Consider the following 16,873-nt stretch of genomic DNA (forward strand, 5'->3'; position numbering starts at 1 on the left):
TCATTATAAGCCCTGCAACCCGGCGCGGGGGCCGCGCCGCGGCCAGGACGAGCCGTCCGGACCGACGCCTACCGGCTGCCGCAGCGTGGCGCTGGCGCCCGCCGGTCTTGCCGGATCGAGGCGGGCATGGAACGTGCATCCTCTTCGGTCAGGCTTCCTACGCGATCGAACCGAGGACGAGATCCATCGTGAGCATCGAGCATCCCGACAGCTTCAAATCCCGCAAGACCCTCAAGGTCGGCGCCCGTGACTATGTCTATTTCAGCCTGCCGGATGCCGAGAAGAACGGACTGCCCGGGATCGCCTCGCTGCCCTTCTCGCTGAAGGTGCTGCTCGAGAATCTCCTGCGCAGCGAAGACGGACGCAGCGTGACGGCTGACGACATCCGCGCCGTCGCCGAATGGCTGAAGACGAGGAAGAGCGACCGCGAGATCGCCTTCCGTCCGGCGCGCGTGCTGATGCAGGACTTCACGGGCGTTCCCGCGGTGGTGGACCTCGCCGCCATGCGCGACGCGATGAGGTCGCTCGGCGGCAATCCGGAGAAGATCAACCCGCTCGTCCCGGTCGATCTCGTCATCGACCATTCGGTCGTCGTCGATTTCTTCGGCAACTCGTCCGCGCTCAAGCAGAACGTCGATCGCGAATATGAGCAGAACCAGGAGCGCTACCGCTTCCTGAAATGGGGCCAGTCGGCCTTCTCGAATTTCCGCGTCGTGCCGCCCGGCACCGGCATCTGCCATCAGGTCAATCTCGAATATCTCGCCCAGACCGTCTGGACGAAGACCGAGGACGGCGCCGAGATCGCCTATCCGGACACGCTGGTCGGCACCGACAGCCACACGACGATGGTGAACGGCCTCGGCGTGCTCGGCTGGGGCGTCGGCGGCATCGAGGCCGAAGCCGCGATGCTCGGCCAGCCGATCTCCATGCTCCTGCCCGAGGTCGTCGGCTTCAAGCTGACCGGCCGCCTGCGCGAGGGCATCACCGCCACCGACCTCGTGCTGACCGTCACGCAGATGCTGCGCAAGAAGGGCGTCGTCGGCAAGTTCGTCGAGTTCTATGGCGAGGGCATCAGCCATCTCTCGCTCGCCGATCGCGCGACCATCGCCAACATGGCGCCGGAATACGGCGCGACCTGCGGCTTCTTCCCGGTCGACGGCGAAACGATCGACTACCTGACCGAGACCGGCCGCACGGCCGAGCGCATCGCGCTCGTCGAGGCCTATTCCAAGGCGCAGGGCCTCTGGCATGACGGCGCGGCCGCTACCGATCCGGTGTTCACGGACACGCTGGAGCTCGACATCGGCACGGTGATGCCCTCGCTCGCCGGCCCGAAGCGCCCGCAGGATCGCGTGCTTCTGTCGGATGCGAAGTCCGGCTTCCTCGCCGCTCTCGAGGGCGAGTTCAAGAAGCCGGGCGAGGCCGGCAAGCGCGCCGCCGTCGCGGGCAAGGATTTCGAGCTCGGCCATGGCGCGGTGACGATCGCCGCCATCACCTCCTGCACCAACACGTCGAACCCGTCGGTGCTGATCGGCGCCGGTCTGCTCGCCCGCAACGCGCTGGCCAAGGGTCTTTCGAGCAAGCCGTGGGTCAAGACCTCGCTCGCGCCCGGAAGCCAGGTCGTCGCCGAATATCTCGCCAAGTCGGGGCTGCAGGCCGATCTCGACGCGCTCGGCTTCAACCTGGTCGGCTTCGGCTGCACGACCTGCATCGGCAATTCGGGCCCGCTGCCGCCCGACATCTCGCGCACGGTCAACGAACACGACCTCGTCGCGGCCGCCGTCCTGTCGGGCAACCGCAATTTCGAGGGCCGCGTCAATCCGGACGTGAAGGCGAACTATCTCGCCTCGCCGCCGCTCGTCGTCGCCTATGCGCTGGCCGGTTCGATGCAGATCGACCTGACCTCCGAGCCCCTCGGCACCGGCAAGGACGGCGAGCCGGTCTATCTCAAGGACATCTGGCCCTCGTCCAAGGAGATCGCCGCCTTCATCGCCGCCAACATCACGCAGGCGATGTTCAAGTCGAAATATGCCGACGTCTTCAAGGGCGACGAGAACTGGCAGAAGATCCAGGCGCCCAAGGGCGAGACCTATGCCTGGGACAATCACTCGACCTATGTGCAGAACCCGCCCTATTTCGTCGGCATGACGCGCCAGCCGCGCGCCATCACCGATATCGTCGGCGCGCGCGTTCTCGGCCTCTTCCTCGATTCGATCACGACCGACCACATCTCGCCGGCCGGCTCGATCAAGCCGGCCTCGCCGGCGGGCCGCTATCTGACCGACAACGGCGTCGCCGTGGTCGACTTCAACCAGTACGGCACACGGCGCGGCAATCACGAAGTGATGATGCGCGGCACCTTCGCCAATATCCGCATCAAGAACCAGATGCTGGGCGGCAAGGAAGGCGGCTTCACGCTGCACGAGCCGGACGGCGTCGAGATGCCGATCTATGACGCGGCGATGAAGTACAAGGCCGACGGCGTTCCGCTGGTCATCTTCGCCGGCCGCGAATATGGCACCGGTTCGTCGCGCGACTGGGCGGCGAAGGGCACCAACCTGCTCGGCGTCCGCGCGGTGATCGCTCAGTCCTTCGAGCGCATCCACCGCTCCAATCTCGTCGGCATGGGCGTCGTGCCGCTTGTCTTCGAGGAGGGCACCTCCTGGCAGACGCTCGGCCTCAAGGGCGACGAGACGGTGACGATCCGCGGCATCGCCGGCGATCTCAAGCCGCGCCAGATGCTGGACGCGGAGATCACCTTCGCCGACGGCTCGAAGAAGATCGTGCCGCTGCTGTGCCGCATCGATACGCTGGACGAGCTCGACTACTTCAGGAACGGCGGCATCCTGCAATACGTGCTGCGCGCGCTCGTCGCCTGAGGCTGAGCTTCGGCGTGACCGGCGCTCCGGCGCCGGTCACCGCGAATTGACTGGTCCGCGATCGGGCGCGGACGTATGGGATCATCCGTCCCGATCCTGTCGCGATCGCGCTCCCCAAGCACACGTCAGGCGCATGTCCCGTATTCCCGCCGCCATGGCATTCATCGTCCTGTCGAGCCTCGTCCCCGGCTCCGCCGGCGCCGAGGGCGAGAAGGTGACGGCGGTGCTGGAGCTCTTCACCAGCCAGGGCTGCGCTTCCTGTCCGCCGGCCGACGAGGCGCTGGAGTCGTTCGCCAAGCGTGCCGATATCGTCGCGCTCTCGCTCTCCGTCGATTACTGGGATTACCAGGGCTGGAAGGACACGCTCGCGGAGCATGCCTTCACCAGCCGCCAGAAGGCCTATGCCAGCGCCCGTGGCGACCGGCAGGTCTATACCCCGCAGATGATCGTCAACGGCCGCGTCCACGTCGTCGGCAGCAACGAGGAGGCCATCGAGCGCGCCATCGCCGAGGGCCCGGCGCCGTCCGTTCCGATCTCGGTCGGCATGATGGGCGATGCGATCCGCGTCTCGGTCGGCGCGGCCGGCAAGGGCGAGCCCAAGAAGGCGACCCTCGTGCTGGCCCTTTACGAGCGGCATGTGAAGGTGCCGATCGAGCGCGGCGAGAACCGCGGTCGCACGCTCTCCTATTACAATGTCGTGCGCCGTCTTCGCCCGATCGCGGTGTGGCGCGGGGAGCCGCTCAAGGTCGACCTGCCGATGGCGGAGTATCGCGAGACCGGCACGGATGGCTGCGCCGTCTTCCTTCAGGAGGAGGCGGCCGACGGCGGCCCTGGCGCGATCATCGGCGCCGCCCATGTCGAGAAGGCCGGCGAGAGCTGGTAGGCGCTACCCTTCCAGGAAGCGCCCGAGCGAATTGAGCGGGCGGACGCCGTCGCAGATGATCTTGGCGATGGCGAGCATCGGCACCGCCAGGATGGCGCCCGGCACGCCCCACATCCAGAACCAGAAGATCAGCGAGATGATCACCAGCACCGGATTGAGCGTGAAGCGGCGCGCGAGCAGCAGCGGCGTCACCGATTCGCCCTCGACGACGTGGATCAGTAGATAGAGCCCGGCCGGCAGAAGCGCCTGGAACAGTGGATCGATGGTCAGGAGGCCGGCCATCAGGAACAGCACGACGCCGAGCGCCGGGCCCATGATCGGCACATAGTTGAGCGCGAAGGCGACGAAGCCCCAGAGCAGCGGATCGCCGAGGCCGCAGGCCCACATCGCGACGCCCGTGGCGACGCCGACCAGCGCGTTCATCAGCGTGATCGTCGTCAGATAGGCCGAGACATTGTCCTCGATCTGCTGCGACATCTCCACCACGCGGCGCTTGTCGCGGAAGCTCGGCACGATCTCGACCATGCGGCGCAGGAAGGTGTCGCCGGAGATCAGCAGGAAGTAGAGGATCAGCAGCGTCTCGAAGAAGCCGCTCGCGAAATGCTGCGTCCCCTTCATCAGCGTCTCGGTCAGCGAGGGACCGCCGCTGCCACCGGCGGCGTTGCCGTCGAACTGGTGCAGGAAGGTCTGCAGCGTCTGCAGCGGCCGCGCGAGGAAGGCGAGGCGCTCCTCGATCCGCGCCATGCCCTCGGGAAGCCGCGCCGCCCAGCCGGCGGCCTGGCCCGACATCGCCGCGCCGAAACCGACGATCACGGCGAAGACCCCGAAGATGAGCAGCAGCGCGCCGATGCTGCGCGGCACCCGCAGCCGATCGAAGAGCCGCATCCCGGGCTGGAGCAGCATCTTCAGCACGACCGCGAGGATGATCGGCAGGATGATCGGCGATGCGAAATAGCAGACCGTGAGGATCGCCATGGCGAGCAGCAGCGCCAGCATCGTCACGATGGGGTTGGCGGGGAGCGGGCCTTCCGGTTGCGTGAGCTCGGGCGCCTCCAGCGGCTCCGTCTCGGTGGTCGGCACCTCGAACTTGACGATCGGATCGGACATCGGTCGGCGCCCCCGGCGGCGTAACGCGGCCCGGCGCCGCGCAACGCTCTCAATGCCGGTCGACGCCAAACGATCCGTGACGCCGGGCGCACGCGGTTCCGCGGCATCCATCCGCCGGACAGCATGCCCATCGCGGAAATCGCGTCGGGCCTGTAACGTTCCCGGTCACGGCCGCGTAATGGATGTCGGACGCATGGAATGACGGGACGGGCAGCAGCCGATCGACGCGACGAGGCATGGGCCCGGCTGATGCGCGATGCGCTCGCCGGCGACCAGGCGGCCTATCGCCGTCTTCTCGCCGAGCTTGCGCCTGTCCTGAGGGCGACGGCGCGGCGCAGGCTCGCCGCCATGGGCCTCTCTCCGTCCGAAAGCGAGGATATCGTGCAGGAGACGCTGCTCGCGATCCATCTGAAGCGCCACACCTGGCGGCCTGCCGATCCGTTCGGCCCATGGCTCTACACCGTCGCGCGCAACAAGCTCGTCGATCACGTGCGGCGCCGCGGCCGGCGGGTGGAACTGCCGATCGAGGATTTCGTGGAGGTCATCCCGGCGGCGGAGGAGCGGCCCGGCGCCGATTCGGCCGAGGTCGAGCGCCATCTCGCCATGCTTCCGGACAAGCAGCGCGCCGTGCTGAAGGCGCTCGCCGTCGACGGCGCATCGGTGGGCGAGACCGCCGAACGCGAGGGCATGACGCCGGGCGCCGTGCGGGTGACGCTGCACCGGGCCTTTGCCGGTCTCGCCGCGCGGCTGCGCGCCGCGGAAGCAGAATGAGGACCGCATCATGAGGACGGACGATCTCATCAGGGCGATGGCGGAGGACGAGCGCCGCGCGCCGGCTCCGGCAAGGGCGGTTGCGCTTCTGCTTCCGGCCGGGCTGATCGGCGCGGCGCTGCTCTTCGTCCTCTTCCTGCGCGTACGGCCCGATCTCGCCGGCGCGATGATGACGCCGCGGCTCATGGTGAAATTCGGCTTCACCGTCTCGCTGGCGATCGCCGCCATGGCGGTGGTGCTGGCGATGGTGCGGCCCGGTCAGCGCTCGGCGCCGCGCGCGGTGGCGTTGTTCCTGCCGTTCGGCATCCTCGCGCTCGGCGTCGCGGGAGAGCTCGGCGCGATGGGACCCGACAGCTGGATGCCGGGGCTCATGGGCCACAATGCCCGCTACTGCGTGGTTCTCGTGCCGCTGATGGCGGCGCCCGTCCTCGCCGCGCTGCTCATCGCATTTCGGCAGGGGGCCCCGACGCGGCCGGCGCTGGCGGGGGCCGTGGCAGGCCTCGCGGCCGGCGGCATCGGCGCGACGCTCTACGCCTTCCATTGCACCGACGATTCGCCGCTCTTCGTGCTCGTCTGGTACGGAATCGGCATCGCCGCGGTCACCGCCGTGGGCGCCGTGATCGGTCGCCGCCTGCTTGCCTGGTGATTCAGTCGGCGGCGGTCCGCGCCAGCGGGTGATGGTCGGCGACGAGCGATTTCAGCCGCTCCTCCAGCACATGTGTATAGATCTGCGTCGTCGAGATGTCGGCATGGCCGAGCAGCTGCTGGACGATGCGGAGATCGGCGCCGTTCTGCAGGAGGTGGCTGGCGAAGGCATGGCGCAGCACATGCGGCGAGACGCGCGCCGGGGCGATGCCGACGCTCGCCGCGAGCGCCTTCAGGTCGCGTGCGAAGGCCTGGCGGGTCAGCGTGCCGCTTTCGCTGATCGCCGGGAAGAGCCACGGGCCGGCGGGCTTGTCGCCCTCGGCCTCGCGGCGGAGCATCATGAAGCGGCCGATGGCGGCGCGCGAGCGCTCGGTGAGCGGCACGATGCGCTCCTTCCCGCCCTTGCCGCGGATCATGAGCATGCGGAGGTCGGGCCGTGCCGCCGTCGCCGGCAGGGCGACCAGCTCGGAGACGCGCAGGCCCGAGGCGTAGAGTGTCTCGAGCAGCGCCGCGAGCCGCGCCGCCCTCAGCCTCGCCGGCGGCGTATCGGCACGGGCGACGGCAGCCTCGGCCTCCGTGAGCAGCCGTTCCACCTCCGCCTCGGACATGATCTTCGGCAGCGGCGGCTTTCGCTTCGGTGCCGCGACGATGCCGGTCGGATCGTCGGTGCGGATGCCCTCGGCGAAGAGGAAGCGGTGCAGCTGGCGGAGGGCCGAGAGGCGCCGGGCGGCCGAGGAGGCGGCGTAGCCGCGCGCCTCGAGCTCGGCCATATAGGCTCGGATATCGGTGGGCGATGCCGTGCGGAGGCTGGTCCGGCGCCGGGCGAGGAAGCTGCCATAGTCCTCGACGTCGCGGCGATAGGAATCGAGCGTGTTCGGCGCGGCGCCGCGCTCGGCGCTCATCATCTCGAGGAAGGTCTCGAGATCGCTGCCGAGCGAGCCCCGCAGAGCCCGTTGCGCGGCCTCCTCGGTCGGAGCGGGCTCCATCGCGGCCATGGTCAGTCCTTCAGCAGTCTGTCCGTCGGAACGCGGATTGTGATCTCGCGCGGTTTAGGCTCGATGAACGTGGCGAGCGCGAACACCGCGCCATAGAGCGCGAGGCCGACCAGCACGAGAAGCAGGGCGAAGCGCGTCAGCGTCGGCATGGCGAGGGCATTCCTCCGGGCAGCTTCTCGATAGGACAGGCGCGCCGGCGATGACAAGACCGCATGGCCGCGCTCGCTTGACAGCTTCCGCCGCTGCCGCTCTACCAGAGGCGTCCGCACGGGACTTTCATGGCGGGGACGGATGCAGCAGGACACGAACAGAGGCGGTGTGACGGCCGAGAGCGCGCTCGTCGAGGCGCTCGGCGGCCGTTCGATCGTTCTGGTCGGGCTGATGGGCGCCGGCAAGACCTCGGTCGGCAAGCGGATCGCTGCGCGGCTGCACCTCCCCTTCGTCGATGCCGATGCCGAGATCGAGAAGGCGGCGGACGCGACCATTCCCGAGATCTTCGCCCGCCATGGCGAGGCCTATTTTCGCGACGGCGAGCGGCGGGTGATCCGCCGCCTGCTCGACGGCCGGCCGAAGGTGCTCGCGACCGGCGGCGGCGCCTTCATGAACGCCGAGACCCGCGCGGCGATCGCGGCGGGCGGCGTCTCGATCTGGCTGCGCGCCGAGCTCGACATTCTGATGGCGCGGGTCAGGAAGCGCTCCAACCGGCCGCTCCTCCAGACTGCCGACCCCGAGGCGACCATGCGGCGGCTGATGGACGAGCGCTATCCCGTCTATGCCGCCTCGGACATCCATATCCTCTCGCGCGACGTGCCGCATGACGTGGTGGCGGAGGAGGTGGTGACCGCGCTCGCTACCTTCCTGGCCGTCCCGCCCGCGGACGCCGCGCCTTCCGAAAGTGCTTCCACGTGACCCATCCGGCCTCCTCCTCCGCCGCCATCCGCGTCGGTGTCGACCTCGGCGCGCGCTCCTACGACATCCTGATCGGGCGTGGCCTGATCGACGACGCCGGAGCCGAGATCGCGCGGCGCCTGCCGAAGGTTCGGGCCGCCATCGTCGCCGATGCCCATGTCGGGCCGCTCTATCGCCAGCGTCTCGCCGATGCGCTGGAGGCCTCCGGCATCGCCTCGGTCGGCATCGACGTGCCGGCCGGCGAAGGCTCCAAGAACTTCGCCATTCTCGAAAGCGTGGTGCGCGGCATCCTCGCCGCCCGCCTGGAGCGCGGCGACATCGTCGTGGCGCTCGGCGGCGGCGTGATCGGCGATCTGTCCGGCTTCGCCGCCGCGATCGTCCGCCGCGGCATGCGCTTCGTGCAGGTGCCGACCTCGCTGCTGGCGCAGGTCGACAGCTCCGTCGGCGGCAAGACAGGCATCAACACGCCCGAGGGCAAGAACCTCGTCGGCGCCTTCCACCAGCCGAGCCTCGTCATCGCCGATACGGCGCTGCTCGATACGCTCACCCCGCGCGAATTCCGCGCCGGCTATGCCGAGGTCGCCAAATACGGGCTGATCGACGATCCCGCCTTCTTCGCCTGGCTGGAGGGGAACTGGCGCGGCGTCTTTGCCGGCGGACCCGAGCGCGAACATGCGGTGGCGACGAGCTGCCGCGCCAAGGCGAAGGTCGTCGGCGCCGACGAGACCGAGACCGGCGATCGCGCCCTCCTCAATCTTGGCCACACCTTCGGCCACGCCCTCGAGGCGGCGACGGGCTATTCGCAGCGCCTCGTGCATGGGGAAGGGGTGTCGATCGGCATGGTGCTGGCGCATCGCTTCTCGGCGCGCATGAATCTCGCCTCGCCCGACGATGCCGCACGGGTGACGACGCATCTTCGCGCGGTGGGCCTTCCGACCGAGCTTTCCGAGATCCCGGGCGATCTACCGGATGCCGACGGGCTCATGGCGCTGATCGCGCAGGACAAGAAGGTGTCGCGCGGCACGCTGACCTTCATCCTCACGCGCGGCATCGGGCAGGCCTTCATCGCAAAGGACGTGCCGCCCTCCGCCGTGCGGGATTTCCTCGCCGACACGCTCTGACGAAGGAAGAGGCGATGCTCGACGTGCTCAGCCTCTTCTTCGGCAATGCGCTCGACCTGCCGGGGCATGCCGGCTTCCTGCTCATGGCCATCTCGCTGTTCCTCACCAACATGGTGTGGCTGCGGGTGCTGCTGATCCTCTCCTTCGCCTGTCTCATCGTCTATTACGCGCTGGCGCCGGTGCCGCTCTATACGGGCATCGCCTGGAGCACGCTGTTCATCCTCATCAATCTCTATCGCCTCTGGACGCTCGTCGCCGCGCGGCGGCTCGTCGACCATGTCAGCGGCGGAGCGCTGCTGCGCGACAGCCTGACCGAACTCGACGACGAGGAACTGGCGCGGATCGTGGAATTCGGCGAGCTGGTCGATCTCGATCCCGGCGCGCCGCTGGTGGCGGAGGGCGCCCCGGTGACCGCCGTCTATCTGGTCGTGGCCGGCGAGGCCGAGGTCGTGGCGGCGAACGGAGCGCGGCTCGCCCGCCTCGCGCGCGGCGCCTTCATCGGCGAGGTCGCCTTCCTCGCCGGTGCGCCGGCGACGGCGAGCGTCCGCGCACTGACGCCCCTGCAGGTGATCGCGCTCGATGCCGGGCAGCTCAAGGCGGCCGGCGAGGCCGATCCGCGCCTCGCGGCCGGCGTCTACCATGCCATCGGCTCGGCGCTGGCGCGAAAGCTCGTCGCCTCGAACCGCGCCCGCACGCGCCCCGCGCGCTAGATCAGGCGGCTTTCGCCTCGATCGCCAGCGCATGCACGCCGTCGGCGAGCTCGTCGGCGAGCACCGCGTTGATCATCCGGTGCATCTCGACGCGGCTCTTGCCCCGGAAGGCTGCCGCCGTGACGCGGACGCGGTAATGTGTCTCGCCGCCCGGCCGTGCGCCATGATGGCCCTTGTGCAGATCCGACTCGTCGATCACATCTAGGGTCTCCGGCTGCAGGGCCTCCTCCAGCCGCCTCGCGATCCTCTCGCGCGTATCCATCCGACGCTCCGTTCACCTCAATCGCCTGCATCGCCTTGTCCGGCCGATGCGCGGCCAGCATAATCGACCGATGAAGCTCGATTCAAAAATCTTCGATCGCATCCGCATCAAGCCGCCCGGCGATGCGATGCCGCGCGAGTCGGCCTTCCGCTGCGGCTGGGAGGGCTGCGATGCCGCGGGTACGCACAAGGCCCCGAAGGGTCGCGGCCGCGAGGGGCAGTATCACCATTTCTGCATCGACCACGTCCGCCTCTACAACAAGTCCTACAACTACTTTTCCGGCATGGGCGACGACGACATCGCCGCCTATCAGAAGGATTCCATCACCGGCCACCGGCCGACCTGGACCATGGGCGTCAATTCGGCCGGCGAGCAGCGCGAGAATGTGCGCCGCGCCTCGACGCGCGACTGGACCGGGGGGCTGCGCGATCCGTTCGACATGTTCGAGCGCGGCTTCAAGCCGGATCCGGCCGCCGAGGCCGCGCCGAAGCGGCGGCTGAAGACGCTGGAGAAGAAATCCTTCGATACGCTCGACCTCGAGGGGTCGGAAACGGCCGAGGCGATCAAGGCCCGCTACAAGAGCCTCGTGAAGCTCTACCACCCGGATGCGAATGGCGGCGACCGCTCCTCGGAGGACCGCCTTCGAGAAATCATCCAGGCTTACAACTTCCTCAAGGCCGCCGGCTTCTGCTAGAACGCCATGATGGCCTTGGAGGCCTCCCTTAATCCCCGGTTTCTCCCCTCGCGAAGAACCGACCTGAAGCGTCCTCCGGGCGCGACGGAGCCAATATGACTGAGACCACGAGCGACCGCGCCTCCCTTCCCGATATCAAGGTGTCGGTCAAGGAGCTGTTCGGCTTCGAGAGCGAGCTTGTCGTTCCCGCCTTCTCGGCGCCGAACGAGCATGTGCCGGATGCCGATCCCGACTATCTGTTCGACCGCGCCACCACGCTGGCGATCCTCGCCGGCTTCGCGCGCAACCGCCGCGTGATGGTGACCGGCTATCACGGCACGGGCAAATCGACGCATATCGAGCAGGTCGCCGCGCGCCTCAACTGGCCGTGCATCCGCGTCAATCTCGACAGCCATATCAGCCGCATCGACCTGATTGGCAAGGACGCGATCGTCATCAAGGAAGGCAAGCAGGTCACGGAATTCCGCGACGGCATCCTGCCCTGGGCCTATCAGCACAACGTCGCGCTCGTGTTCGACGAGTATGACGCGGGCCGCCCGGACGTCATGTTCGTGATCCAGCGCGTGCTGGAAAGCTCGGGTCGCCTGACGCTGCTCGACCAGAACCGGGTCATCCGCCCGCATCCGGCCTTCCGCCTGTTCGCCACCGCCAACACGGTCGGCCTCGGCGACACGTCGGGCCTCTATCACGGCACGCAGCAGATCAACCAGGCCCAGATGGACCGCTGGTCGATCGTCACGACGCTCAACTACCTGCCGCATGACAACGAGGTCGGGATCGTCCTGTCCAAGGCGAAGCATTTCGCCGATCCGAAGGGGCGGGCGCTGGTCGGGCGCATGGTGCGCCTCGCCGACATGACCCGCTCGGCCTTCATGAACGGCGATCTCTCGACCGTCATGAGCCCGCGCACGGTCATCACCTGGGCCGAGAATGCCGAGATCTTCGGCGATATCGGCTTCGCCTTCCGCGTGACCTTCCTCAACAAGTGCGACGAGCTCGAGCGCACGCTGGTGGCCGAGTTCTACCAGCGCGCCTTCGGCGAGGAGCTGGCGGAATCGGCGGCGAACGTCGTCCTTTCGTAAGGCTGGGGTCGCGATGAGCGGATCCAACATCGACGCCAAGGGCAAGGCCGGCGAGCCTGTGACGGAGCCGCTGAAGCGGGCCGTCGCCGGCTGCGTGCGCGCCATCTCCGGCAAGGCCGATCTCGAGGTCACCTATTCGAACGACCGTCCGGCGCTGACCGGGCTCCGGGCGCGCCTGCCCGAGCCCGGCCGCAAGCCGACGGCGCGCGAGATCGCGGTGACGCGCGGCCTCGGCGATTCGATGGCGCTGCGCCTCGCCTGCCACGACCAGGCCCTGCATCGCACCGTCGCGCCGGAGGGCAAGAATGCCCGCGCCGTGTTCGACGCCGTCGAGCAGGCCCGCGTCGAGGCGATCGGCGCGCGGCGGATGGACGGTGTCGCCAGCAATCTCTCGGCGATGCTCGAGGACCGCTACCATCGCGGCAATTTCCAGGACATCACGGAGCGCTCCGAGGCGCCGCTCGAGGATGCCGTCGCGCTGCTCGTCCGCGAGAAGCTGACCGGCCTCGCGCCGCCGGAATCGAGCCGGAAGATCGTCGATCTTTGGCGCGACTGGATCGAGGACAAGGCCGGCGACGGCTTCGACCGGCTGGAGAACACCGTCGGCGACCAGAAGCGCTTTGCCTCGGCCGTCCGCTCGCTGCTGGCCTCGCTCGAGATGGGCGACGAGCTCGGCGAGGGCGGCGAGGACGAGAACGAGCAGAACGGCGAGGCGAGCGACGATTCGGGCGCCGAGCAGGAGAGCGCGTCGGAACAGGCCGAGCAGGCCGAGAGCGAGGCGGCCGAGGAATCGGAGGCGACCGGCGACGAGACCGACGCCGGCGATACCGAGACGACCGAGAGCTCGACCGAGGAGGACACCGAGGGCGAGGAGTCGGAGGACGCCCGCGATGCCGGCGAGGAGCGCCGCCCCGAGCCGCCGCTGACCCGGCCGCTGCCTTCGACCGACTACAAGGCCTTCACGACCCGTTTCGACGAGACGATCAAGGCCGAGGATCTGTGCGATTCCGCCGAGCTCGACCGGCTGCGCGGCTTCCTCGACAAGCAGCTCGCCAATCTCCAGGGCGCGGTCGGCCGTCTCGCCAACCGCCTGCAGCGCCGCCTGATGGCGCAGCAGAACAGGTCCTGGGACTTCGACCGCGAGGAGGGCATCCTCGATCCGGCGCGGCTCCACCGCGTCGTGACCGATCCGATGCAGCCGCTCTCCTTCAAGATCGAGAAGGACACCGACTTCCGCGACACGGTGGTGACGCTGCTGATCGACAATTCCGGCTCGATGCGCGGTCGGCCGATCACGGTTGCCGCGACCTGCGCCGACATTCTCGCCCGCACGCTCGAGCGCTGCGGCGTCAAGGTCGAGATCCTCGGCTTCACGACGCGCGCCTGGAAGGGCGGCCAGTCGCGCGAGGCCTGGCTTCAGGCCGGCAAGCCCGCCTCGCCCGGCCGGCTCAACGATCTGCGCCACATCATCTACAAGGCGGCGGATGCGCCCTGGCGCCGTGCGCGGCGCAATCTCGGCCTGATGATGCGCGAGGGTCTCCTCAAGGAGAACATCGACGGCGAGGCGCTCGACTGGGCGCACAAGCGCCTGCTCGTTCGCTCCGAGCAGCGCCGCATCCTGATGATGATCTCGGATGGCGCGCCGGTCGACGATTCGACGCTTTCGGTGAACACCGGCAACTATCTCGAGCGGCATCTGCGCTTCGTCATCGACGAGATCGAGAACCGCTCGCCGGTGGAACTGATCGCCATCGGCATCGGCCACGACGTGACGCGCTATTACAAGCGTGCCGTCACCATCGTCGATGCCGAGGAACTCGCGGGCGCGATGACCGAGAAGCTCGCCGAGCTCTTCGACGAGAAGGGGACCGGCGGCGCGCAGCCCGGTCGCGGGAGGCGGGCCGCGTGAGGCATCCGCTTCGCGCCGCCCTGGCTCTAGCTCTGGCCGCCGCCCTCGCGGCGCCACTTTCGTCCGCTCCCGGGCTGGTCGCCCCGGCCCTCGCCGCGAGCGACCAGAAGCCCGGCATGCGGCCGGTCACGGTCCATGCCGAACCGATCCAGCGCTTCCAGCGCAATGGCGACGCCACCCGCTTCGGCGAGTTCGAGTTCCGCGGCGGGCTGATCCTCTCGTCGAACGAGCGCCGCTTCGGCAGCTTTTCCGGCATCGATATCGGCCCGGACGGCAGTCGCTTCATCGCCGTCGCCGATATCGGCCGCTGGCTGACGGGTCGGCTCGTGCGCGCCAGCGGCCATCTCGTCGGCGTCGAGGAGACGCGCTCCGGCGTCATGCTCGACGACAAGGGCCGCCCTCTTCTCCGCCGCTCCAGGGCGGATGCAGAGGCCGTGCGCCTCGCGCCCGACGGCAGCGGCGCCTATGTCACCTTCGAGCAGAGCAACACCTTGAAGTTCTACCGCTTCAAGACCGATCCCTCGCTCGCGCGGGCGACGCCCGTCGCGCTGCCGAAGAGCGCGCGCGGCATGGTGGGAAACCAGGGGCTGGAGACGGTGGCGATCGCGCCCGCCTCGGGGCCGCTGGCCGGGTCGCCGGTCATCGTCTCCGAGCAGTCGCTGGACGCCGCCGGCAATCATCGGGCCTGGGTGGTGCGCGGCCCGCGCGCCGGCGCCTTCTCCGTCGTCCGCAGCGATGATTACGACGTGACCGACGGCGCCTTCATGCCGGACGGCGACCTGCTCTTGCTCGAACGGCGCGTCACGGCGCTGCCGGTCGGCGTCAACATGCGGCTCCGCCGCATTCCGGCCGGCGCGATCCGGCCCGGCGCGGTGGTCGACGGTCCGGTGATGATGGAGGCCTCGATGGCCGACCAGATCGACAACATGGAAGGTCTCGCGGTCTCGACCGATGACGACGGCCGCATGCGCGTGACGCTCGTCTCCGACGACAACCAGAACCCGTTCCAGCGCACGCTGCTGCTCGAATTCGTCTGGCTCGGCCCGTCCACCGCGCTTAACTGACGCCCGCAAACAAAAAGGCCGCCTCGCGGCGGCCTTTCCGAATTCCGTTGGTGCCGGCCGATCAGGCGGCGACGGCGGCCGACTGCTTGTCGGCAATCTTGCGCTTCAGGACGCGGGCGCGATCCGAAAGCTCGCTCTCGTCGGCCTTGGCGAGGAACGCGTCGAGGCCGCCACGATGCTCGACCGAGCGCAGGCCATAGGCCGAGACACGCAGCTTGAAGCTCTGGCCCAGCGCATCGCTCATCAGCGTCACATTGACGAGGTTGGGCAGATAGCGGCGGCGGCTCTTGTTGTTGGCATGGCTGACGGTATTGCCGGTCAGCACGGCCTTGCCGGTCAGCTCGCAAACTCGCGACATTACGAAAATCCTTCTCATCTGCCGCGCGCGCCGGCCTCGGCATCCAACACGGCCAGTTCTTTCGAAAGTGGCGCTTCTCATAGAGAGGGAAGCCGCGTCCGTCAAGCTTTGCCGGGTATCGGCGCGAGACCGGCGCGGCCGCGTTCCTTCATCGATCGATACGGGAAGGCTAACACTTTGGTCAGAACTTTGCGCGCATCATGGTTAATGAAGTGATGCGAGCATGAATGGCGGGCCGCGGCTGCGGCGCGCGGGTAGAAGCGTGGAGCAGCAAGCATGACCCCGATGGCGAGGACGCACGAGGCGCAGCCGGCTGAGCGGCGGAGGGTCGGCCATGGCTTCGCGGCCGGGGCGCTCGCGGGGATGCTTGCCTTGATGGTGTCCGCCGGCGCCCCCGCCGACGCCGCCTCGCCCAAGAAGGGGCTCGCCGCGCCGCGCAGCGGTTCGGTTTCCGCCACCTACACCATGGGCCTCAACGGCATCACCATCGGCCGCTTCAGGCTGGACGCCACCGTCGACCAGCCGAATTATGCGATCACCATCAAGGGAACGACGAGCGGCATCTCGCGCCTCGTCTCCGACGGCACGGGCCTGCTCAAGAGCAGCGGCCGCCTCGCGGGCGGCGCCATCCTGCCGGCCAGCTACTACCTCGACACCACCGAGAACGGCGAGACCTCGAGCATCGTCGACATGCGCATGCGCTCGGGCACCATCGTCTCGGCGACGGCGCTGCCGCCCCTGCCGATCAGGGAAGACCGCGTGCCGCTGCTGCCGCAGCACAAGCACCACATCGTCGATCCGCTGTCCGCGATGATCGCGCCGCTCTATCCCGCCAATATGGCGCGCGCCTGCAACCGCACGATTCCCGTCTTCGACGGCTGGCAGCGCTTCGACATCCGCCTCTTCTACAAGTCGACCGCCGAGGTGAAGGGCGAGAACGGCTCCTATTCGGGGACGGTCTATGTCTGCGGCGCCCGCTATGTGCCGGTCGCCGGCCATCGGCCGAGCCGCGAGGCGGTGAAGTTCATGGAGCGCAACACCAATCTCGAGGTCTGGCTCGCGCCCGCCGCCGATGTCGGGGTGATGCTGCCCTATCGCATGCAGATCGGCACCGAGGCCGGCGTGCTCACCATCCACGCCTCGCGCTTCGCGGCGAACGGCGACGACGTGAAGCGCGCCGCCTCCAACTGAACCTGTCCGATTTCGGGACGCCGGCCGCGCTTCGTGAACGCGCGGCCGGCGTTCTCGTATCCATCGTCTCGCGACCGCCGTCGGGCTGTGTCGAGATATGGTGGCCGGCTCGGGAAGAGCCGCGAGATATCGGAGGAACGAAGCGGGAAACCGGGGTTCCCAGCGATTCGTCCGCGCTCTGTTCCCGCTCCGGACCGAAGGTTAAGGCCGATCGCTCAATTCGTCGCGATCCCGCTCATCCTTCCTTAACCTTCGGCGGCGAGGCGGCGCGCCGGCTTTTTTCCGCATGGGCC

17 protein-coding genes are annotated in these 16,873 nt (G+C 68.5%); 12 read left to right on the plus strand and 5 right to left on the minus strand.

The window, feature by feature from the left end; translation table 11 throughout:
- The first annotated feature begins 194 nt into the window (after positions 1-194).
- Both acnA and QO015_RS13985 read left to right on the plus strand, forming a co-directional pair.
- Entirely contained in the window at positions 195-2,879 is a 2,685-nt protein-coding gene (gene acnA / locus QO015_RS13980) for an aconitate hydratase AcnA (protein WP_307291186.1), read from the plus strand.
- 133 nt (positions 2,880-3,012) lie between these two features.
- Positions 3,013-3,762, plus strand: coding sequence for a DUF1223 domain-containing protein (locus tag QO015_RS13985; RefSeq protein WP_266278662.1), 750 nt, complete (start codon positions 3,013-3,015; stop codon positions 3,760-3,762).
- 3 nt (positions 3,763-3,765) lie between these two features.
- Here QO015_RS13985 and QO015_RS13990 read toward each other — a convergent pair whose 3' ends face one another.
- On the minus strand, positions 3,766-4,869 hold the full coding sequence (locus QO015_RS13990; protein WP_266278661.1) for an AI-2E family transporter: 1,104 nt from the start codon (positions 4,867-4,869) through the stop codon (positions 3,766-3,768).
- A gap of 198 nt (positions 4,870-5,067) precedes the next feature.
- On the opposite strand from QO015_RS13990, the gene QO015_RS13995 reads away from it, so the two are divergent.
- Together QO015_RS13995 and QO015_RS14000 are read left to right on the plus strand one after the other, a co-directional pair.
- Complete coding sequence (locus tag QO015_RS13995; protein ID WP_266278660.1) at positions 5,068-5,640, plus strand: sigma-70 family RNA polymerase sigma factor; 573 nt, start codon at positions 5,068-5,070, stop codon at positions 5,638-5,640.
- A 10-nt stretch (positions 5,641-5,650) separates the two neighbouring features.
- Positions 5,651-6,286 (plus strand): NrsF family protein, encoded by a 636-nt coding sequence (locus tag QO015_RS14000; protein ID WP_266278659.1) that lies wholly within the window; start codon positions 5,651-5,653, stop codon positions 6,284-6,286.
- Between the two features lies 1 nt (position 6,287).
- Here the strand turns inward: QO015_RS14000 and QO015_RS14005 are convergent, their stop codons facing one another.
- Together QO015_RS14005 and QO015_RS14010 are read right to left on the minus strand one after the other, a co-directional pair.
- Positions 6,288-7,271: a site-specific tyrosine recombinase XerD gene (locus QO015_RS14005; protein WP_266282339.1), complete on the minus strand. Its 984-nt coding sequence runs from the start codon at positions 7,269-7,271 to the stop codon at positions 6,288-6,290.
- An 11-nt stretch (positions 7,272-7,282) separates the two neighbouring features.
- Positions 7,283-7,429, minus strand: coding sequence for a histidine kinase (locus QO015_RS14010; protein ID WP_266278658.1), 147 nt, complete (start codon positions 7,427-7,429; stop codon positions 7,283-7,285).
- A gap of 142 nt (positions 7,430-7,571) precedes the next feature.
- Between QO015_RS14010 and QO015_RS14015 the strand changes: the two genes are divergently transcribed.
- Genes QO015_RS14015 through QO015_RS14025 form a run of 3 tightly spaced genes read left to right on the plus strand, consistent with a single transcriptional unit; the run spans position 7,572 to position 10,020 of the window.
- Complete coding sequence (locus QO015_RS14015) at positions 7,572-8,189, plus strand: shikimate kinase (RefSeq protein ID WP_266278657.1); 618 nt, start codon at positions 7,572-7,574, stop codon at positions 8,187-8,189.
- On the plus strand, positions 8,186-9,310 hold the full coding sequence (gene aroB, locus QO015_RS14020; protein ID WP_266278656.1) for a 3-dehydroquinate synthase: 1,125 nt from the start codon (positions 8,186-8,188) through the stop codon (positions 9,308-9,310). The genes QO015_RS14015 and aroB overlap by 4 nt, the downstream gene beginning before the upstream one ends.
- 14 nt (positions 9,311-9,324) lie before the next feature.
- On the plus strand, positions 9,325-10,020 hold the full coding sequence (locus tag QO015_RS14025) for a Crp/Fnr family transcriptional regulator (protein ID WP_266278655.1): 696 nt from the start codon (positions 9,325-9,327) through the stop codon (positions 10,018-10,020).
- A gap of 1 nt (position 10,021) precedes the next feature.
- On the opposite strand, the gene QO015_RS14030 is transcribed toward QO015_RS14025, so the two are convergent.
- Positions 10,022-10,282, minus strand: a complete 261-nt coding sequence (locus QO015_RS14030; protein WP_266278654.1) for a BolA family protein — start codon at positions 10,280-10,282, stop codon at positions 10,022-10,024.
- Positions 10,283-10,352: 70 nt separating this feature from the next.
- Between QO015_RS14030 and QO015_RS14035 the strand changes: the two genes are divergently transcribed.
- The 4 genes from QO015_RS14035 (at position 10,353) to QO015_RS14050 (ending at position 15,031) form a co-directional block, all read left to right on the plus strand.
- Positions 10,353-10,976 (plus strand): J domain-containing protein, encoded by a 624-nt coding sequence (locus QO015_RS14035; protein ID WP_266278653.1) that lies wholly within the window; start codon positions 10,353-10,355, stop codon positions 10,974-10,976.
- A 95-nt stretch (positions 10,977-11,071) separates the two neighbouring features.
- The gene (gene cobS, locus QO015_RS14040) at positions 11,072-12,058 is read left to right on the plus strand and encodes a cobaltochelatase subunit CobS (RefSeq protein ID WP_266278652.1); all 987 of its coding nucleotides are present in this window, start codon (positions 11,072-11,074) and stop codon (positions 12,056-12,058) included.
- A gap of 13 nt (positions 12,059-12,071) precedes the next feature.
- Positions 12,072-13,967 carry a cobaltochelatase subunit CobT gene (gene cobT / locus QO015_RS14045; RefSeq protein WP_266278651.1) on the plus strand — a complete coding sequence of 632 codons (1,896 nt, stop codon included), beginning with the start codon at positions 12,072-12,074 and terminating at the stop codon, positions 13,965-13,967.
- The gene (locus QO015_RS14050) at positions 13,964-15,031 is read left to right on the plus strand and encodes an esterase-like activity of phytase family protein (RefSeq protein WP_266278650.1); all 1,068 of its coding nucleotides are present in this window, start codon (positions 13,964-13,966) and stop codon (positions 15,029-15,031) included. Before cobT ends, QO015_RS14050 begins: the two co-directional genes overlap by 4 nt.
- 61 nt (positions 15,032-15,092) lie before the next feature.
- On the opposite strand, the gene rpmB is transcribed toward QO015_RS14050, so the two are convergent.
- Complete coding sequence (gene rpmB, locus QO015_RS14055; RefSeq protein ID WP_266278649.1) at positions 15,093-15,389, minus strand: 50S ribosomal protein L28; 297 nt, start codon at positions 15,387-15,389, stop codon at positions 15,093-15,095.
- A 276-nt stretch (positions 15,390-15,665) separates the two neighbouring features.
- Here rpmB and QO015_RS14060 point away from each other — a divergent pair, with 276 nt between their 5' ends.
- Positions 15,666-16,580, plus strand: coding sequence for a DUF3108 domain-containing protein (locus QO015_RS14060; RefSeq protein ID WP_266278648.1), 915 nt, complete (start codon positions 15,666-15,668; stop codon positions 16,578-16,580).
- Positions 16,581-16,873: the final 293 nt, after the last annotated feature.

The sequence above is a fragment of the Kaistia geumhonensis genome, assembly GCF_030815145.1.
In the GTDB taxonomy this organism is placed as follows: Bacteria; Pseudomonadota; Alphaproteobacteria; order Rhizobiales; family Kaistiaceae; genus Kaistia; species Kaistia geumhonensis.

Bases quoted from the DNA above. Each gene is read 5' to 3' on its own strand.
- QO015_RS13985 (WP_266278662.1), top strand. From the start codon at position 3,013: ATGTCCCGTATTCCCGCCGCCATGGCATTCATCGTCCTGTCGAGCCTC.
- QO015_RS13990 (WP_266278661.1), bottom strand. From the start codon at position 4,869: ATGTCCGATCCGATCGTCAAGTTCGAGGTGCCGACCACCGAGACGGAG.
- QO015_RS13995 (WP_266278660.1), top strand. From the start codon at position 5,068: ATGACGGGACGGGCAGCAGCCGATCGACGCGACGAGGCATGGGCCCGG.
- QO015_RS14000 (WP_266278659.1), top strand. From the start codon at position 5,651: ATGAGGACGGACGATCTCATCAGGGCGATGGCGGAGGACGAGCGCCGC.
- QO015_RS14005 (WP_266282339.1), bottom strand. From the start codon at position 7,271: ATGGAGCCCGCTCCGACCGAGGAGGCCGCGCAACGGGCTCTGCGGGGC.
- QO015_RS14010 (WP_266278658.1), bottom strand. From the start codon at position 7,429: ATGCCGACGCTGACGCGCTTCGCCCTGCTTCTCGTGCTGGTCGGCCTC.
- QO015_RS14015 (WP_266278657.1), top strand. From the start codon at position 7,572: ATGCAGCAGGACACGAACAGAGGCGGTGTGACGGCCGAGAGCGCGCTC.
- QO015_RS14025 (WP_266278655.1), top strand. From the start codon at position 9,325: ATGCTCGACGTGCTCAGCCTCTTCTTCGGCAATGCGCTCGACCTGCCG.
- QO015_RS14030 (WP_266278654.1), bottom strand. From the start codon at position 10,282: ATGGATACGCGCGAGAGGATCGCGAGGCGGCTGGAGGAGGCCCTGCAG.
- QO015_RS14035 (WP_266278653.1), top strand. From the start codon at position 10,353: ATGAAGCTCGATTCAAAAATCTTCGATCGCATCCGCATCAAGCCGCCC.
- cobS (WP_266278652.1), top strand. From the start codon at position 11,072: ATGACTGAGACCACGAGCGACCGCGCCTCCCTTCCCGATATCAAGGTG.
- cobT (WP_266278651.1), top strand. From the start codon at position 12,072: ATGAGCGGATCCAACATCGACGCCAAGGGCAAGGCCGGCGAGCCTGTG.
- rpmB (WP_266278649.1), bottom strand. From the start codon at position 15,389: ATGTCGCGAGTTTGCGAGCTGACCGGCAAGGCCGTGCTGACCGGCAAT.
- QO015_RS14060 (WP_266278648.1), top strand. From the start codon at position 15,666: ATGACCCCGATGGCGAGGACGCACGAGGCGCAGCCGGCTGAGCGGCGG.